This is a genomic window from Paenibacillus sp. SEL1 (assembly GCF_054602535.1).
Genome location: NZ_CM137723.1, coordinates 4241711 through 4255694, shown reverse-complemented (window position 1 = coordinate 4255694; position 13984 = coordinate 4241711). Strand labels below are relative to the sequence as shown.

Genomic DNA, 13984 nt, shown 5'->3' with positions numbered 1-13984 from the left:
TCTTCCTCCTCAGGCAGCTGATATGCGTATCCTATGACTTTCCGCTTACCGGGCTTTCATGGCAAATCGCACGGAAGCCATTTCATCCAGCTCGTTCTGCTCGCGCAGGAGCACTTCCTGTTGGAATTTCACGTTGGCCTTCTCTCTCGCTTTCAGCCAAACTTGTTCATCCAGCATTTTATCGGTCAAAACGGTTTGTTTGCTTTGCACATTTTGCTGCGCATATTGAACATCCCTATGCTTGCGTGTAATACATTGGTCCAGATGATTAACATAAGCCTGTAATTCCTGAATGGTAGAGAGTGGTGCGCAATCCTCGGCAGCCTTTTGAATGGCTGATATGACTCGATTCCTTTCGCCTACAAGCTGTGTTAATGTCTGCTCCTCAGCCTGCAATTGTCCAACAGCACTGGAAAGCAACCATTCGGCCTGTGACTTTTCGTTGGTTTTCAAGTCTACAACTTTCTGAAAGGAATACTGAAATCTCATCGTTCAACCTTCATCTCCTCGTAAATTCAGAAATCAAACGCTCTCTTACCTCGTCCAGCTCAGCCTTTTCATCTGTTCTTTGTCTTGTAAAATCCCATATGTCCCGTATGCGCTCCATGGATTCGTCAATTTCTGCATTTGAACCCTGCTGATAGGCCCCAATATTAATCAGGTCCTCCGAATCTTTGTAAATGGCCATCAAGCGCTTAATGTTCTCGGCAGCGTCTATCTGATCTCGTGGTGCGATATCCTTCATAACCCGGCTAATACTCGCTAACACATCAATTGCGGGAAAATGTCCTTTGTTCGCAATCCCACGATTCAAGACAATATGTCCATCCAAAATCCCGCGCACCGCATCCGCGATGGGCTCATTCATGTCGTCCCCATCGACCAGCACCGTATAAAAGGCGGTTATGGAGCCAGTAGGACCTGTCCCTGCACGTTCCAGAAGCTTAGGTAGACTAGCAAACACGGAAGGAGTATACCCTCTCATTGCCGGTGGTTCCCCTACGGCTAGGCCGACTTCACGTTGGGCCATCGCATACCGGGTAACTGAATCCATCATCAGCATGACATTCAATCCGCGATCCCGAAAATATTCCGCGATGGTCGTTGCAATAAGTGCACCCTTAATACGGATTAACGCAGGTTGGTCGGAAGTTGCCACAATGACCACGGAACGTTCTAGTCCCTCCGGACCTAAATCGCGTTCAATAAAGTCCAGCACTTCACGTCCACGTTCCCCGATCAAGGCAATTACATTCACATCGGCTTCCGTATTACGAGCAATCATTCCCATCAAGGTACTTTTACCTACACCCGAACCTGCAAAAATACCAACCCGTTGTCCTTTACCGATAGTAAGCAACCCGTCGATAGCGCGCACCCCGATACTAATTGGTTCCTGCACACGCGGACGATTCAGCGGATTGGACGGAATATTGAAGGTTGAATATCTCGCCATTCGCGAGGGAATCAATGAACCATCCAGAGGCTGACCCAAGCCGTCCAGCACTTTGCCTAACAGCTCCGACCCGACCTGCACATTCAACGGCTTCCCTGTTCCTACAACATCACAACCGGGACCAATGGATTGTAGTTCTCCAAGTGGCATCAGAAGCACTTTATTGTCCCTGAAGCCTACAACCTCCGCTTGCAACGGCTTGGCCGTTTTGCCCGGATAAATGTAACAAACATCCCCGATACTGGCGTCTGGACCTTCCGATTCAACCATCAGGCCGATAACCTGCGTAACCTTGCCATTTACCCGGACCGGGTCCAACTGGCGCAAATGATCCATGTAGCGCTGCGCATTAAGCCCCTTCATGTCTTCGCTCCTCATTCTCATGTGCCAGACGCAGTAGTTCCTTTTTGATCTCAGCTAATTGCGTATCAATCCGCGCATCCACGCTTCCAAAGGAAGAACGGATAACACAGCCGCGATCTTTGACGGTACCATCAGGAATAATTTGCAGTTCTGCCTGCGAATCGACAGTTAATGACAATTCTTCTCGTGCACCTTGCACAAATGCGAAATGCTGAGGCGACACACACAATGTAATGGTTCCTTTTTCCCGCTTACGAGCCAAATTTTTACGAATTAATTCAATCGTGTATTCTGGCTCAAGGCTAAGCTGTTTCTCAATGACCTTCTCAGCAATAGCACTACTCAGTTCGACCAGGAAAGGCTCCGCTTCCTGAATCAGTTGTTCCTTAATCTCATAGGCCTGACGCAGAATATCCTGTGCTTCTTCCATCATCTGCTCCGATTTCGTTTGGAGCTCGGCCTCAGCCAGCTTCTGACCTTCTTCATATCCTTGCTGAAACCCATCAGCTTTTAACGACTGAGTCAACTGATCGTCATGCTCGCGTCGTTCCTGCCACCAGGCTTCAATCTGCTGCTGTGCCTCCTGAAGCATCCGTTCCGCTTCTTCAGCTGCCTCGCGAACCTGACGTTCGGCAAAATCCTTGGCATCCTTCAGCATTTCATCCCGCAGCCGTTCAGCCTCGTGATCTCGCTGAGGCTCCGGCTCCGTATATTCAGTTGTGATTTCTTCATCCGTCGTTTCTGGCGCATACGTATGTGCCACATCAATTGTTTTCAAAGCCTCTACAGGAACATATTGGAAAGATTTAATCAAGTTAGACAATGATGTCATCTCCTCCGCCGCGTGCGATTATAATCTCACCGGCCTCTTCCAATCTGCGGATCGTCGATACGATACGTGTCTGTGCTTCTTCCACATCACGCAACCGCACCGGTCCCATGTACTCCATTTCCTCTTTGAAGGTTTCTGCCATACGTTTCGACATATTTCGGAAAATCACATCACGTACTTCTTCACTGGATACTTTAAGCGCCAATTGCAAATCTGCATTGTCGATATCGCGGACAATGCGCTGAATGGAACGGTTGTCCACATTGACGATATCCTCGAACACGAACATTCTTTTCTTGATTTCCTCAGCTAGTTCTGGATCTTGAATTTCAAGCGAGTCGAGAATCGTACGTTCGGTTCCGCGGTCTACGCCATTCAAAATCTGAACAATGGACTCGATACCACCTGCATTCGTATAATCCTGCGTCGCGGTTGCAGACAGCTTTTGCTCCAACACTCGTTCCACCTGGGAAATAACTTCTGGAGATGTACTGTCCATGACAGCGACACGCCGGGCCACATCTGCCTGCTTTTCCTGTGGCAGAGACGACAGAATTGCAGCCGCCTGCTCGAATTGCAAGTACGAAAGCACGAGAGCAATCGTTTGCGGATTCTCATTTTGTATAAAATTCAATATCTGGTTTGGATCAGCCTTGCGGGCAAAATCGAAGGGTCTTACCTGTAACGTCGCTGTTAGACGGTTAATGACCTCAACTGCTTTTTGCGATCCGAGTGCTTTCTCCAATATTTCTTTAGCGTAATTAATACCGCCTTGGGAAATGTACTCCTGAGCCAAACAAATTTGATGAAACTCGGCCATGATGGAGTCCTTCTCAACGGCATCGACCTTCCGCACATTGGCAATTTCCAATGTAAGTTGCTCGATCTCCTCATCACGCAAATGCTTGAATATTTGAGCAGATACCTCTGGTCCCATTGTGATCAGAAGTATAGCTGCTTTCTGTCTTCCCGTTAAACCTTGACTGCTTGCCTTTGCCAATGAACTCACCTCTATTCGTCAGCCAGCCATGTACGAAGCAGATTGACGAATTCGTCGGGTTTCTTTTTCGCCAGACTTTCAAGCTGTTTACGCACTTGACTTTCATTTGTCACACTTTCCATGGTAATAGACGGGAACTCCGTCGGCGTTGGCATAAGTTGCAATTCTTCATCCAACTCTTCTTCCTGCTTACGACGACCGCGTACGATGAGGAAGATTACCCCCGCCAGCAGTGCCAGAACAGCAGCTCCGATGCCCCATAGCCAAGGGTTGGAAGCTGAGAAGAATGTATTCGTGCTCGCAGGCGCTGGAACAGCTTGTGAGAACACTGAAACCTTCTTAGCCAAATCAGCGTCTGTAATAGTAGTACCAGAATTCGCCAACGATGCTCTTACAATATTAACCAAAATATTTTGAATTGCTGTCTGAGTTGCAGTATCCAACGTTTGCTGACCTGTTGGTGGTTCAACTGCAACATTAATGGTTAAATCTTTTACAGTGTACGGACTTTGGATAATATCCCTTGCAATTCGGTTAACTTCGTAGTTAATCGTACTTGAGCTCTTATCTGAGCTGGTATTGCCGGAATTAGCTCCTCCCGGGTAGCCTGGAACATCCTGTGTTCCTGTTCCTGCAACTCCTCCGGTTTGTCCACTACTGCCCGTATAGCTTTCCTGAATTTGTTGGGCGCTAATTTCAATACCCTTCATTTTCGTTTGATCAACAGGTGTGACCATTTGTTCTTTTGATGTGACTTTGTCGAAATTTAGCTGGGACATAACCAGCACGTTTACCTTGTCGTCTCCAACAATTTTCGACAAAAATTGTTGGACATTATTCCTTACATCGCTCTCAAACTTCTTCTGTAGAGCCATGTTTTCCTGAACACCACTAGTGAGCCCACCTTGGCCGCCCTTGGCCGTTGGAATCAACTCATATTCCTTATTGGTGATCGTAATGTTTTCCACAGGCAGATTCGGCACGGCCGTTTTTACCAGATTAAAGTACCCGTCGATCGCTTGCTGATTTGGAGTAAAGCCAGGCTCGAATTCCATTTGAATCGAAGCGGAGGCTTTGTCCTTTTCTTCAAGTCCGGCAAAAATGTTTTCCTTTGGCATATTAATGACAGCTTTGGAGCTTTGGACACCATCCATCCGTTCCAACAGTTGCTGTATTTCGCCGTTCAATGCATTATTGTACTTCACATTGAACTCGTTCTCCGTCATACCAATCGCAGAGGAGGACTGGTCAAAAGCGCTCATGCCGATTGAACCCTTCTGAATCAGGCCTTGAGACCCAACATCTACCTTCGCCTTATCCGCATTAGCAGTTGGGACTGAGATTTGTGTCCCACCAGCATTAAGTTGGTACGGTATACCCGCAGAATCGAGATATTTAATGACTCCGGCAGCATCGTTAGCATTTAAATCTCGGAAAGCCACTTCATACTCGGTTTTGGTAAACTGCATCGTTAGCACTACAACGGCGATAATGATGAATGCTAATGTCGAAACAAGTAATATCTTCTGTTTTTTGCTAAAATTATTCCAATACCCGGAAATCTTATCCCGATATTGGGCGATTCTCTCGTTCACTCCGTCACCCCATCCGAAACTTTGCTAAACCCTCTTTACATCTGTGTACGCATGATCTCCTGATAGGCTTCGATCGCTTTGTTTCGGACCTGTGTAGTAAGCTGCAGGGAAAGCAGCGCTTGTTGGGAAGTGATCATGACCTGATCTACATCAACTTTGCCTGCCATGAATTGGTCGGACATCTGGTGCGTAGCGGCTTCCTGCTGCCCTACTTCATTGAGAGCATCCTTTAGGAAGGAACCAAAATCCTTCAAGGATTCGGAAGGCGTCGCTTTCGTCAACTCATTGTTAGGCGATTGAATTTGCTGTATTGCCGGTGTCTGTACATTAAACATGGCGTTCTGAATCATGTTTTACTCTCCCTATTAAGTAGTTAGTAGTCCTAGAACTTAGCGACCGATTTCAAGCGCTTTGGAAACCATAGCTTTTGATGCATTCAGAGCTGTTACATTGGCTTCGTATGAGCGTGTTGCGGAAATCATGTCGACCATTTCTTTCATAATGTCTACATTAGGCATATATACATAGCCATCTTTATCAGCGTCCGGGTGACCCGGATTGTACACAGGCTTTAAAGGTGACTGATCTTCCTGAATTTGCGAAACCTTAACGCCAGCAGCGCTTGTGCTACTTCCTTCCATTTGAGCCTTCAAAACATCGGCAAAGCCAGATTGGTTCGGCTCCAAAACAACCGTTTTTCTCCGATATGGAACTGCTTGTCCATTCTCTACTTTCGCCCGAGTTGTCTCTGCGTTGGCAATGTTGCTAGATATAACGTCCATCCGCAACCGTTGGGCCGTAAGAGCAGATGCACTAATATCAAAGCCGTTGTTAATCTTCACCTAGTCCTATCTCCCTTCTACCGCTGTTCTCATCATCTTGATGCGCTCATTAATTTCTTGGATGTAGGTATTATATCTTAGTTGATTTTCAGCCATAAGACTCATTTCTCTGTCGATATCTACGTTGTTCATATTGTTATTCATGACTGAGTACCCATCTTTGGTGACCGTAGCATCTGGAATGGAGTTCACAGGTCCTATTTGAAAATGTCTTGAATTGGTTACTTTTCCACGTAGTGGTGTGACATCACCGTCCATTTGCTGCTGAAGCAATTCTTCAAATGAAACCTCCGAACGCTTAAAATACGGGGTATCCGCATTGGATATATTGTCGGCCATCACACGTTGTCTCGTATTTGCCGCTTGTACACCTGCCTGAAGCTTTTGAAAGCTCATATCACCCAGCAGATTCATTTAGCTCCTCCCTCCCAGCGTCTACTCTAAAGTAAGATTCAATAAAACAAGATTTTTCACTTTTTTTCGACAATAAAATTTCATAATTATACATTTCTTTTAGGTCTTAAGTAGAAAATAATAACTTTCTGTCATATATTCTAAGTTTCGTAGAGTTGGGACCTAATTACAATAAGAAAAAAGCCCTATCTTTTTTAAAAAAGAGGGCTTTAGATGCATAAAATGTTAAATTTTTCAGGTTTATTTCAAGAAAATGAATGTTTTCTTAGCACTTTACACCTGTAAAAGATTATACGTCCTACTTTTGGAATAGACAGAAAAATCATCAACTTGACCATTATCTAGGTCTAAACGACGGTGCAAGATAGTGTTATTCTGGACCTCACACCCTATTTTTAGAAACCCTATTCATAAAATATACTGACTAAGGTCCCTGTTTTGGGCAATATCTCCCAGCTTCTCACGTACATATTCCGGGGTAATGATCATACGATCCAATGTAAGCTCTGGTGCTTCAAACGACAGATCCTCCAGCAGCTTTTCTAGAATGGTATGCAAACGACGTGCACCAATATTTTCGGTGTTGCGATTTACAGACTCGGCAATGCTGGCAATCTCACGGATCGCTTCCGCAGAAAATTCGACTTCAATCTCCTCAGTACGGAGTAGATCAGTGTATTGCTTGGTCAGCGCATTTTTAGGCTCCGTCAGTATCGACACAAACTCATCCAAAGTCAGGCTACTTAATTCCACACGGATTGGAAAACGGCCCTGCAGCTCAGGGATCAGGTCAGATGGTTTTGCAACATGAAAAGCTCCTGCAGCAATAAACAGAATGTAATCTGTTCTTACCGGACCGTATTTGGTCATGATGGTAGATCCCTCGACAATAGGTAAAATATCGCGCTGGACGCCTTCTCTCGACACATCGGGGCCGCTACCCTTACCCTGGCTGGCAATCTTATCTATTTCATCAATAAAAATAATACCGGATTGCTCAGCACGCTTCACAGACTCCTGAATCACATCATCCATATCGATCAATTTGGCGGCCTCATCTTGAATCAACACCTTGCGAGCTTCCTTGACTGGTAGCTTGCGCTTTTTCGTCCGCTTGGGCAGAAAACTTCCGAACATCTCCTGCATATTCATACCCATTTGTTCATTACCTTGCCCAGCAAACATATCGAGCATATTGGGGGCAGTATCCTCCACATCAATCTCTATGACATCATCCTCAAGCTTACCAGACAATAGATCGAATTTAACCTTACGGCGCTTTTCTGCCAAAGATCCATCCTGTTGTGGTGGTTCTTCTTCTACTGAAGTTCCCGTGTTATTGCCAAACAGCATTTCAAAGGGATTACGTTGCGATTTGTTTGACTTTTCTGCAGGTACAAGAATGCTGACAATCCGTTCATTTGCCATGTCTTCCGCTTTGTCCTTCACATTCTCTGTTCGTTCCGTCTTAACGATGCGAATAGAGGTTTCCATCAGATCACGCACCATGGATTCCACATCACGACCGACGTAACCCACTTCTGTAAATTTGGTCGCCTCTACCTTGACAAAAGGAGCTCCCACGAGCCGTGCAAGTCTACGTGCAATTTCAGTTTTACCCACACCTGTCGGTCCGATCATCAAAATATTTTTAGGCACAATTTCATCCCGGATATCATCCGGCAGCTTACTACGCCGATAACGGTTGCGCAAGGCAACAGCAACAGATTTTTTAGCTTCCTTTTGTCCGACAATATACTTATCCAGCTCGGATACCACTTGTCTGGGCGTCAACGATTGATTATTCATTTTGCACTCCTCCACCCTTGAATACTCAGAGCCGATTTACAGTTCTTCCACGATAATCTGATTGTTCGTATACACACATATTTCCGAAGCAACCTCTAGCGCTTCCCGTGCCATGTCCTTTGCTTCCATGCCAGAGCCATGGCGTTTGAAAGCACGGGCAGCCGCCAATGCAAAATTACCACCTGAGCCAATCGCAAGCACATCATCATCCGGCTCTATAATTTCGCCGCCTCCAGAAATGAGCAACATTCCGGATGAGTCCATCACAATCATGAGCGCTTCCAGCTTGCGCAGGATACGATCCTGACGCCAGTCCTTGGCAAGTTCCACGGCTGCTCTTTGAAGATTTCCGTGGTGTTCCTCCAGCTTATTTTCAAACTTTTCAAATAACGTGATAGCATCGGCCACTGAACCCGCAAATCCTGCAACGACCTGGCCTCGATACAATCTGCGCACTTTTTTAGCCGTCTGCTTCATGACAACACTGTTGCCGAACGTTACCTGTCCATCACCCGCAATAGCTCCTTTGCCATTGTGGCGTACAGCGCAGATGGTGGTAGCATGAAAGGACATATCCATAACGCGCTCCTCCTTTTCCTTCATCCTTATGCCTGTACTTCAGCTGACATAACTCCCGTTTCGTTGATATAACCACGCAAACTTTCCAACGCGCGATTAGCGAGAGCTTCATTTTTTTCCTTTTTGTTACGAATCCGTTTCTCCAACTTTGGAAGCAAACCAAAGTTTGCATTCATCGGTTGAAAATGCTTAAAATCAGCGGTCGTAATATACCGTGCCATGCTACCTAATGTCGTTTCCGCAGGAAATACAAACATTTCCTGTCCACGCGCTGCTCGTGCCGCATTCATCCCAGCCAGCAGACCAGAAGCCGCTGACTCCACATATCCCTCTACACCGGTCATTTGTCCGGCGAAGAATAGATTACTTCTTCCCTTAAACTGATAAGTTGGATGAAGTTGCTGCGGAGAATTAATAAAGGTATTGCGATGCATCACACCGTAACGTACAAACTCTGCCTCTTCAAGACCTGGAATCATTGAAAATACACGCTTTTGCTCCCCCCATTTGAGGTGAGTCTGGAAACCAACCAGATTATACAGTGTTCCTGCGGCGTTGTCCTGGCGAAGCTGAACAACTGCGTGGGGCAGTTCACCTGTATGTGGATTTACGAGACCCACGGGTTTCATCGGTCCGAACAATGCCGTTTGTTTCCCACGTTGCATCATCACTTCGATGGGCATACAGCCTTCAAAATAAATTTCTTTTTCGAATTCCTTGACTTGCGCTACCTCAGCCGCAATCAGAGCCTCATAAAAAGCATCAAATTCCGCTTCGTTCATCGGACAATTCAAGTACGCTGCTTCTCCCTTATCATAACGGGAAGCCAGATAAACCTTGCTCATGTCGATAGAGTCCTTTTCTACAATCGGAGCTGCCGCATCGTAAAAATAGAAATATTCCTCTCCCATCAGTGATTTAATCTGTTCCGACAAAGCCGGAGAAGTTAAAGGCCCCGTCGCAATGACCACAATACCGTCCTGTGGGATTTCCTGAAGCTCTTCATTAACAACCTCGATCAAAGGATGTTGATGAAGCGTCTCAGTAATATGACCGGAAAATCCGTCACGATCCACTGCCAATGCACCGCCAGCCGGAACAGCATGACGATCTGCTGCACTAAGAATCAAGGAGTTTAGTATTCTCATCTCTTCCTTCAGTACACCTACTGCATTCGTTAGGCCGTTTGCTCGCAAGGAATTACTGCATACCAATTCGGCAAATTTATCTGTATGATGTGCTGGTGTTTTTACGACCGGCCGCATTTCATATAACTTGACTGGCACTCCACGGCTTGCAATTTGCCAGGCAGCTTCGCTGCCCGCCAAACCTGCTCCAATGACCGTTACCTTTTGTAGTTCACTCACGTTTAAATCCCCCTGCTATTGTTGTTCTTAAGAAGTCTCTACGCCCTCATCGCTCTCTTCCAGCATTTCGCTGTGATCGCAGACCGTACAGTTGAGCTTCGTTCCTTGTTTTGTACGTTTTTCGACCATTAGGCTATTGCAACTTGGGCAAGGCTTAATGGACGGTTTATCCCAGGAAACAAAATCACATTCCGGGTAGCGGTCACATCCATAGAAGATACGTCCCTTTTTACTCCGTCGTTCGACGACATGGCCCTCACCGCATGTAGGACAATTAATCCCGATATCCTTAACAATTGGCTTTGTGTTACGACAATCTGGAAAAGCAGAACAGGCCAGGAATTTACCAAATCGGCCAAGCTTATACACCATTTGGCTGCCACACTTATCACAAATGACATCGGATACTTCATCTTTTATTTCAATTTCTTTCATTTCTTCTTCAGCCACTTCAAGTCGCTTCTCGAATGACTCGTAAAAGTCACTCAACACCTTGACCCAATTACCTTCGCCTTCTTCGACGTGGTCAAGATCACCTTCCATATTAGCTGTAAACTCCACATTCAGTATCTCTGGAAAGAACTCCTCCATCTGTTCGATGACCAATTCGCCCAGCTCTGTAGGGAAAAATTTCTTTTCTTCAATAGCAACGTACCCACGTTTCTGAATGGTTTCCAGCGTTGGTGCATACGTACTTGGACGTCCTATACCCAGTTCTTCCAGCGTCTTCACAAGTCGCGCTTCCGTATAACGGGGAGGCGGTTGTGTAAAATGCTGCTTCGGCTCAACTGCTTCTTTTTTTAATTTATCGCCTGGTTGAAGTGGTGGCAGCAGTTTATCTTCTTCGGTTTTACCATCGTCATTTCCCTCTACATACACTTTCATGAAACCTGGAAAACGAACCTTAGAACCTGCTGCCCGGAATATCGTCTCACCCGCTTCAATATCTACGGACAAAGTATCCATAATAGCAGATGCCATCTGGCTGGCCATGAAACGTTCCCATACCAATTTGTACAAACGGAACTGATCCCGACTCATAAACGGCTTAACTGTTTCCGGATCGCGTAACGCAGAGGTTGGGCGAATCGCTTCATGCGCATCCTGGGCGTTGGCCGCTTTTTTTGAATATTGACGAGGAGTTTCAGGTACAAAAGCTTCGCCATATTTTTGAATAATTAATTCTTTCGCTTCCTCTTGAGCTGAAGCGGCGATCCGTGTGGAATCCGTACGCATATACGTAATCAGACCCACGGTCCCTTCTTTTCCTAAATCCACACCCTCATATAGCTGCTGAGCTACAGACATCGTTTTAGATGCACGGAAGTTGAGCTTCCGAGCCGCCTCCTGCTGCAAGGAACTTGTTGTGAATGGAGGAGAAGGATTGCGTAAGCGCTCTTTCTCTTTCACATCGAGCACCTTGTAAGACGATTTTCCGATAGCTTCCAACACTTCTTTTACATCCGCTTCGCTGGAGAGCTCTTTCTTTTCACCGCGCAGCTTATGAAATTTCGCTTCAAAGGTACTGTCTTTAATAGCTAGTTTAGCTGTAATCGTCCAGTATTCTTCCGGTACAAACTCATTAATCTCGTTTTCCCGGTCCAAAATAATTTTCACCGCAACCGACTGCACCCGCCCAGCGGATAGACCCTTTTTTACCTTTTTCCAGAGCAACGGGCTGATTTTATAGCCAACAAGTCGATCCAGTATCCGTCGTGCCTGCTGAGCATTAACCAAATCCATATTGATTTTACGGGGTGTTTTAAAAGCATCTTTGACAGCCTGCTTCGTAATTTCATTAAATACAACACGGCAATCTGCTGTATCGTCCAATTCCAGCGCATGTGCCAGATGCCAGGCAATAGCCTCACCTTCGCGATCCGGGTCAGCCGCCAGATATACTTTTTTTACTTTTTTTCGGGCATCCTTTAATTCTTTTAGAATTGAGCCTTTACCTCGAATGGTAATGTATTTGGGATTAAAATCATTTTCGACCTCTACGCCGATCTGACTCTTTGGTAAATCCCTGATATGACCCATGGAAGCCTTGACGATATATTTGCTGCCTAAGTATTTGCCGATCGTCTTCGCCTTGGAAGGCGATTCCACGATGACGAGTGAATCCGCCATAGGCTCTTCCTCCTCTCAATTACACACATGAATATGATAGACTTCCTGAAATGTGGTGAGTTATGACGCGGAGAGCGCTTCACAGATTGGTCATTTTTCCAGATGGCTGTGCTTGTTCAGAAAGATTCCATCTGCTCCGCTACTGCGAGTCATAATGTCAACACATTTCAGGAAGTGGGGAAGGAGTAGGAATCCGCGACGCGGATGAATGCCATACTGCCCTCCACCTGATGTTTAAAATTGAATTTGTGCATTTACTAACTAAGGACTTTGCAAAAACAACTACTAAATAAGCTTGTATTTTGTGCCCGCTAGCTGGGCGATCCTTTTTTTTATGATTAACGATAACAGAACTGCGTGTAAAAGTCCAAAATCCCATGCCGTAGCATCAAGCAGTTCATCCAGTGTCATGGTTCCCTGTTCGAGCAACAGTATGACACGGTTTTCCTCAGAAGTCTCACTTTCTGGCACTTTGGAGGCCTCCTTCAGATTAAGACTCTGCTCTCTATTGTATGAAGAAACCTCCCTTGTACGCAAATCTGCTTCATACTCCTCAATAATATCCGAAGCTTCAGTGACTGTTTTGGCTCCTTGCTTAATCAAGCTCAGCGTGCCTCTACTCTTCGGTGACGTAATGGGTCCGGGAACAGCAAACACATCTCGATTTGCCTCTAGCGCAGCATCAGCTGTAATCAAGGAGCCGCTTCTTGCATCTGCTTCGACGACGAGCGTTCCCTTCGTTAGACCAGCTATAATCCGATTACGTTGTGGAAACATTCCTGGATGTGACCTCGTGCCTGGAGGATATTCCGATACGATCAAGCCTTTGCTAGCCATCTCTGCAAATAAAGACGCATTTTGGGGAGGATAAATTTGATCAATCGCTGTTCCCAGTACACCAATCGTGTTTCCTCCCCGGCGCAGGGCTGTTTCGTGACAAATACTGTCAATTCCTCTCGCCAATCCGCTAACGATTGTAATCCCTGCATTACATAATCCCTCTGTTAGTATCTCCGCTGCTCTACGTCCATAAGCGGTAGGAACGCGAGTTCCTACCATGGCTACAGAACATGTATGCAAAAGTGATTTATCCCCTTTTGTATACATTACCCATGGTGGGTCAACTGTTTCCTTCATTAATAGGGGATAATCCTCGTCCACATAAGTTACCGTTCCAATATCACCGGATAGAACTCGCTGATATCGTTCATGCACCCATTCTTCATCGTAACACTGAGCCGCAATTCGTGCCTGAGCAGGGCTTAACCCTATCTCAATCCACTTTTGTTCGCTAAAATGCAGTAGCTCATGCAATCGATAGTCACTCGACCAAATACGCTGAATTGTTTTTCTTCCGATTCCCTCTAACTCATGCAAGCCTAACAAAAGCCATCTTTCTTCCAAACTATGGTTCCCCCATTCACGGAAGAGTGAACCCTCCCTTATTTTGTGGCACAATGAATCATTTTGCAAGCGTTTCCCTGACAAGCCTGTCTTAACGCAAAAAAAGCAACCTTTTCATCCCCTGTTTCAGAAGATAAAAAGGTTGCTTACCTTTCTTTCATTATACACTAGCCTGCGGCAAATTTCGATGCAG

General features: G+C 45.8%; 13 protein-coding genes. All 13 read right to left on the bottom strand.

Translation table 11 applies throughout. The annotated features are described in order from the left end of the window. Positions 1 to 45 precede the first annotated feature (45 nt). Positions 46 to 489, bottom strand: coding sequence for a flagellar export protein FliJ (gene fliJ / locus ACYCSE_RS19925; protein ID WP_029516992.1), 444 nt, complete (start codon positions 487 to 489; stop codon positions 46 to 48). Between the two features lie 10 nt (positions 490 to 499). Beyond that, entirely contained in the window at positions 500 to 1819 is a 1320-nt protein-coding gene (fliI, locus tag ACYCSE_RS19920; RefSeq protein ID WP_069291725.1) for a flagellar protein export ATPase FliI, read from the bottom strand. Continuing rightward, positions 1806 to 2642, bottom strand: coding sequence for a FliH/SctL family protein (locus tag ACYCSE_RS19915; RefSeq protein WP_459699521.1), 837 nt, complete (start codon positions 2640 to 2642; stop codon positions 1806 to 1808). Before ACYCSE_RS19915 ends, fliI begins: the two co-directional genes overlap by 14 nt. Continuing rightward, positions 2635 to 3588, bottom strand: coding sequence for a flagellar motor switch protein FliG (gene fliG / locus ACYCSE_RS19910; RefSeq protein WP_459702548.1), 954 nt, complete (start codon positions 3586 to 3588; stop codon positions 2635 to 2637). The genes ACYCSE_RS19915 and fliG overlap by 8 nt, the downstream gene beginning before the upstream one ends. Positions 3589 to 3662: 74 nt before the next feature. Then, a complete protein-coding gene (gene fliF, locus ACYCSE_RS19905; RefSeq protein ID WP_013309886.1) occupies positions 3663 to 5246 on the bottom strand; it encodes a flagellar basal-body MS-ring/collar protein FliF in 1584 nt (527 codons plus the stop codon). 35 nt (positions 5247 to 5281) lie between these two features. Beyond that, a complete protein-coding gene (fliE, locus tag ACYCSE_RS19900) occupies positions 5282 to 5596 on the bottom strand; it encodes a flagellar hook-basal body complex protein FliE (RefSeq protein WP_061831861.1) in 315 nt (104 codons plus the stop codon). A gap of 39 nt (positions 5597 to 5635) precedes the next feature. Then, positions 5636 to 6088 carry a flagellar basal body rod protein FlgC gene (gene flgC, locus ACYCSE_RS19895; RefSeq protein ID WP_013309884.1) on the bottom strand — a complete coding sequence of 151 codons (453 nt, stop codon included), beginning with the start codon at positions 6086 to 6088 and terminating at the stop codon, positions 5636 to 5638. A gap of 6 nt (positions 6089 to 6094) precedes the next feature. Continuing rightward, positions 6095 to 6502, bottom strand: a complete 408-nt coding sequence (gene flgB, locus ACYCSE_RS19890; protein WP_013309883.1) for a flagellar basal body rod protein FlgB — start codon at positions 6500 to 6502, stop codon at positions 6095 to 6097. Between the two features lie 408 nt (positions 6503 to 6910). Then, complete coding sequence (hslU, locus tag ACYCSE_RS19885; RefSeq protein WP_023988186.1) at positions 6911 to 8311, bottom strand: ATP-dependent protease ATPase subunit HslU; 1401 nt, start codon at positions 8309 to 8311, stop codon at positions 6911 to 6913. 36 nt (positions 8312 to 8347) lie between these two features. Next, complete coding sequence (gene hslV / locus ACYCSE_RS19880) at positions 8348 to 8890, bottom strand: ATP-dependent protease subunit HslV (RefSeq protein ID WP_013309881.1); 543 nt, start codon at positions 8888 to 8890, stop codon at positions 8348 to 8350. A 26-nt stretch (positions 8891 to 8916) separates the two neighbouring features. Next, positions 8917 to 10257 (bottom strand): FADH(2)-oxidizing methylenetetrahydrofolate--tRNA-(uracil(54)-C(5))-methyltransferase TrmFO, encoded by a 1341-nt coding sequence (gene trmFO / locus ACYCSE_RS19875; RefSeq protein WP_348622140.1) that lies wholly within the window; start codon positions 10255 to 10257, stop codon positions 8917 to 8919. A 27-nt stretch (positions 10258 to 10284) separates the two neighbouring features. Then, on the bottom strand, positions 10285 to 12387 hold the full coding sequence (gene topA, locus ACYCSE_RS19870) for a type I DNA topoisomerase (RefSeq protein WP_452566667.1): 2103 nt from the start codon (positions 12385 to 12387) through the stop codon (positions 10285 to 10287). 285 nt (positions 12388 to 12672) lie between these two features. After that, positions 12673 to 13791 carry a DNA-processing protein DprA gene (dprA, locus tag ACYCSE_RS19865; protein ID WP_452566666.1) on the bottom strand — a complete coding sequence of 373 codons (1119 nt, stop codon included), beginning with the start codon at positions 13789 to 13791 and terminating at the stop codon, positions 12673 to 12675. Positions 13792 to 13984: the final 193 nt, after the last annotated feature.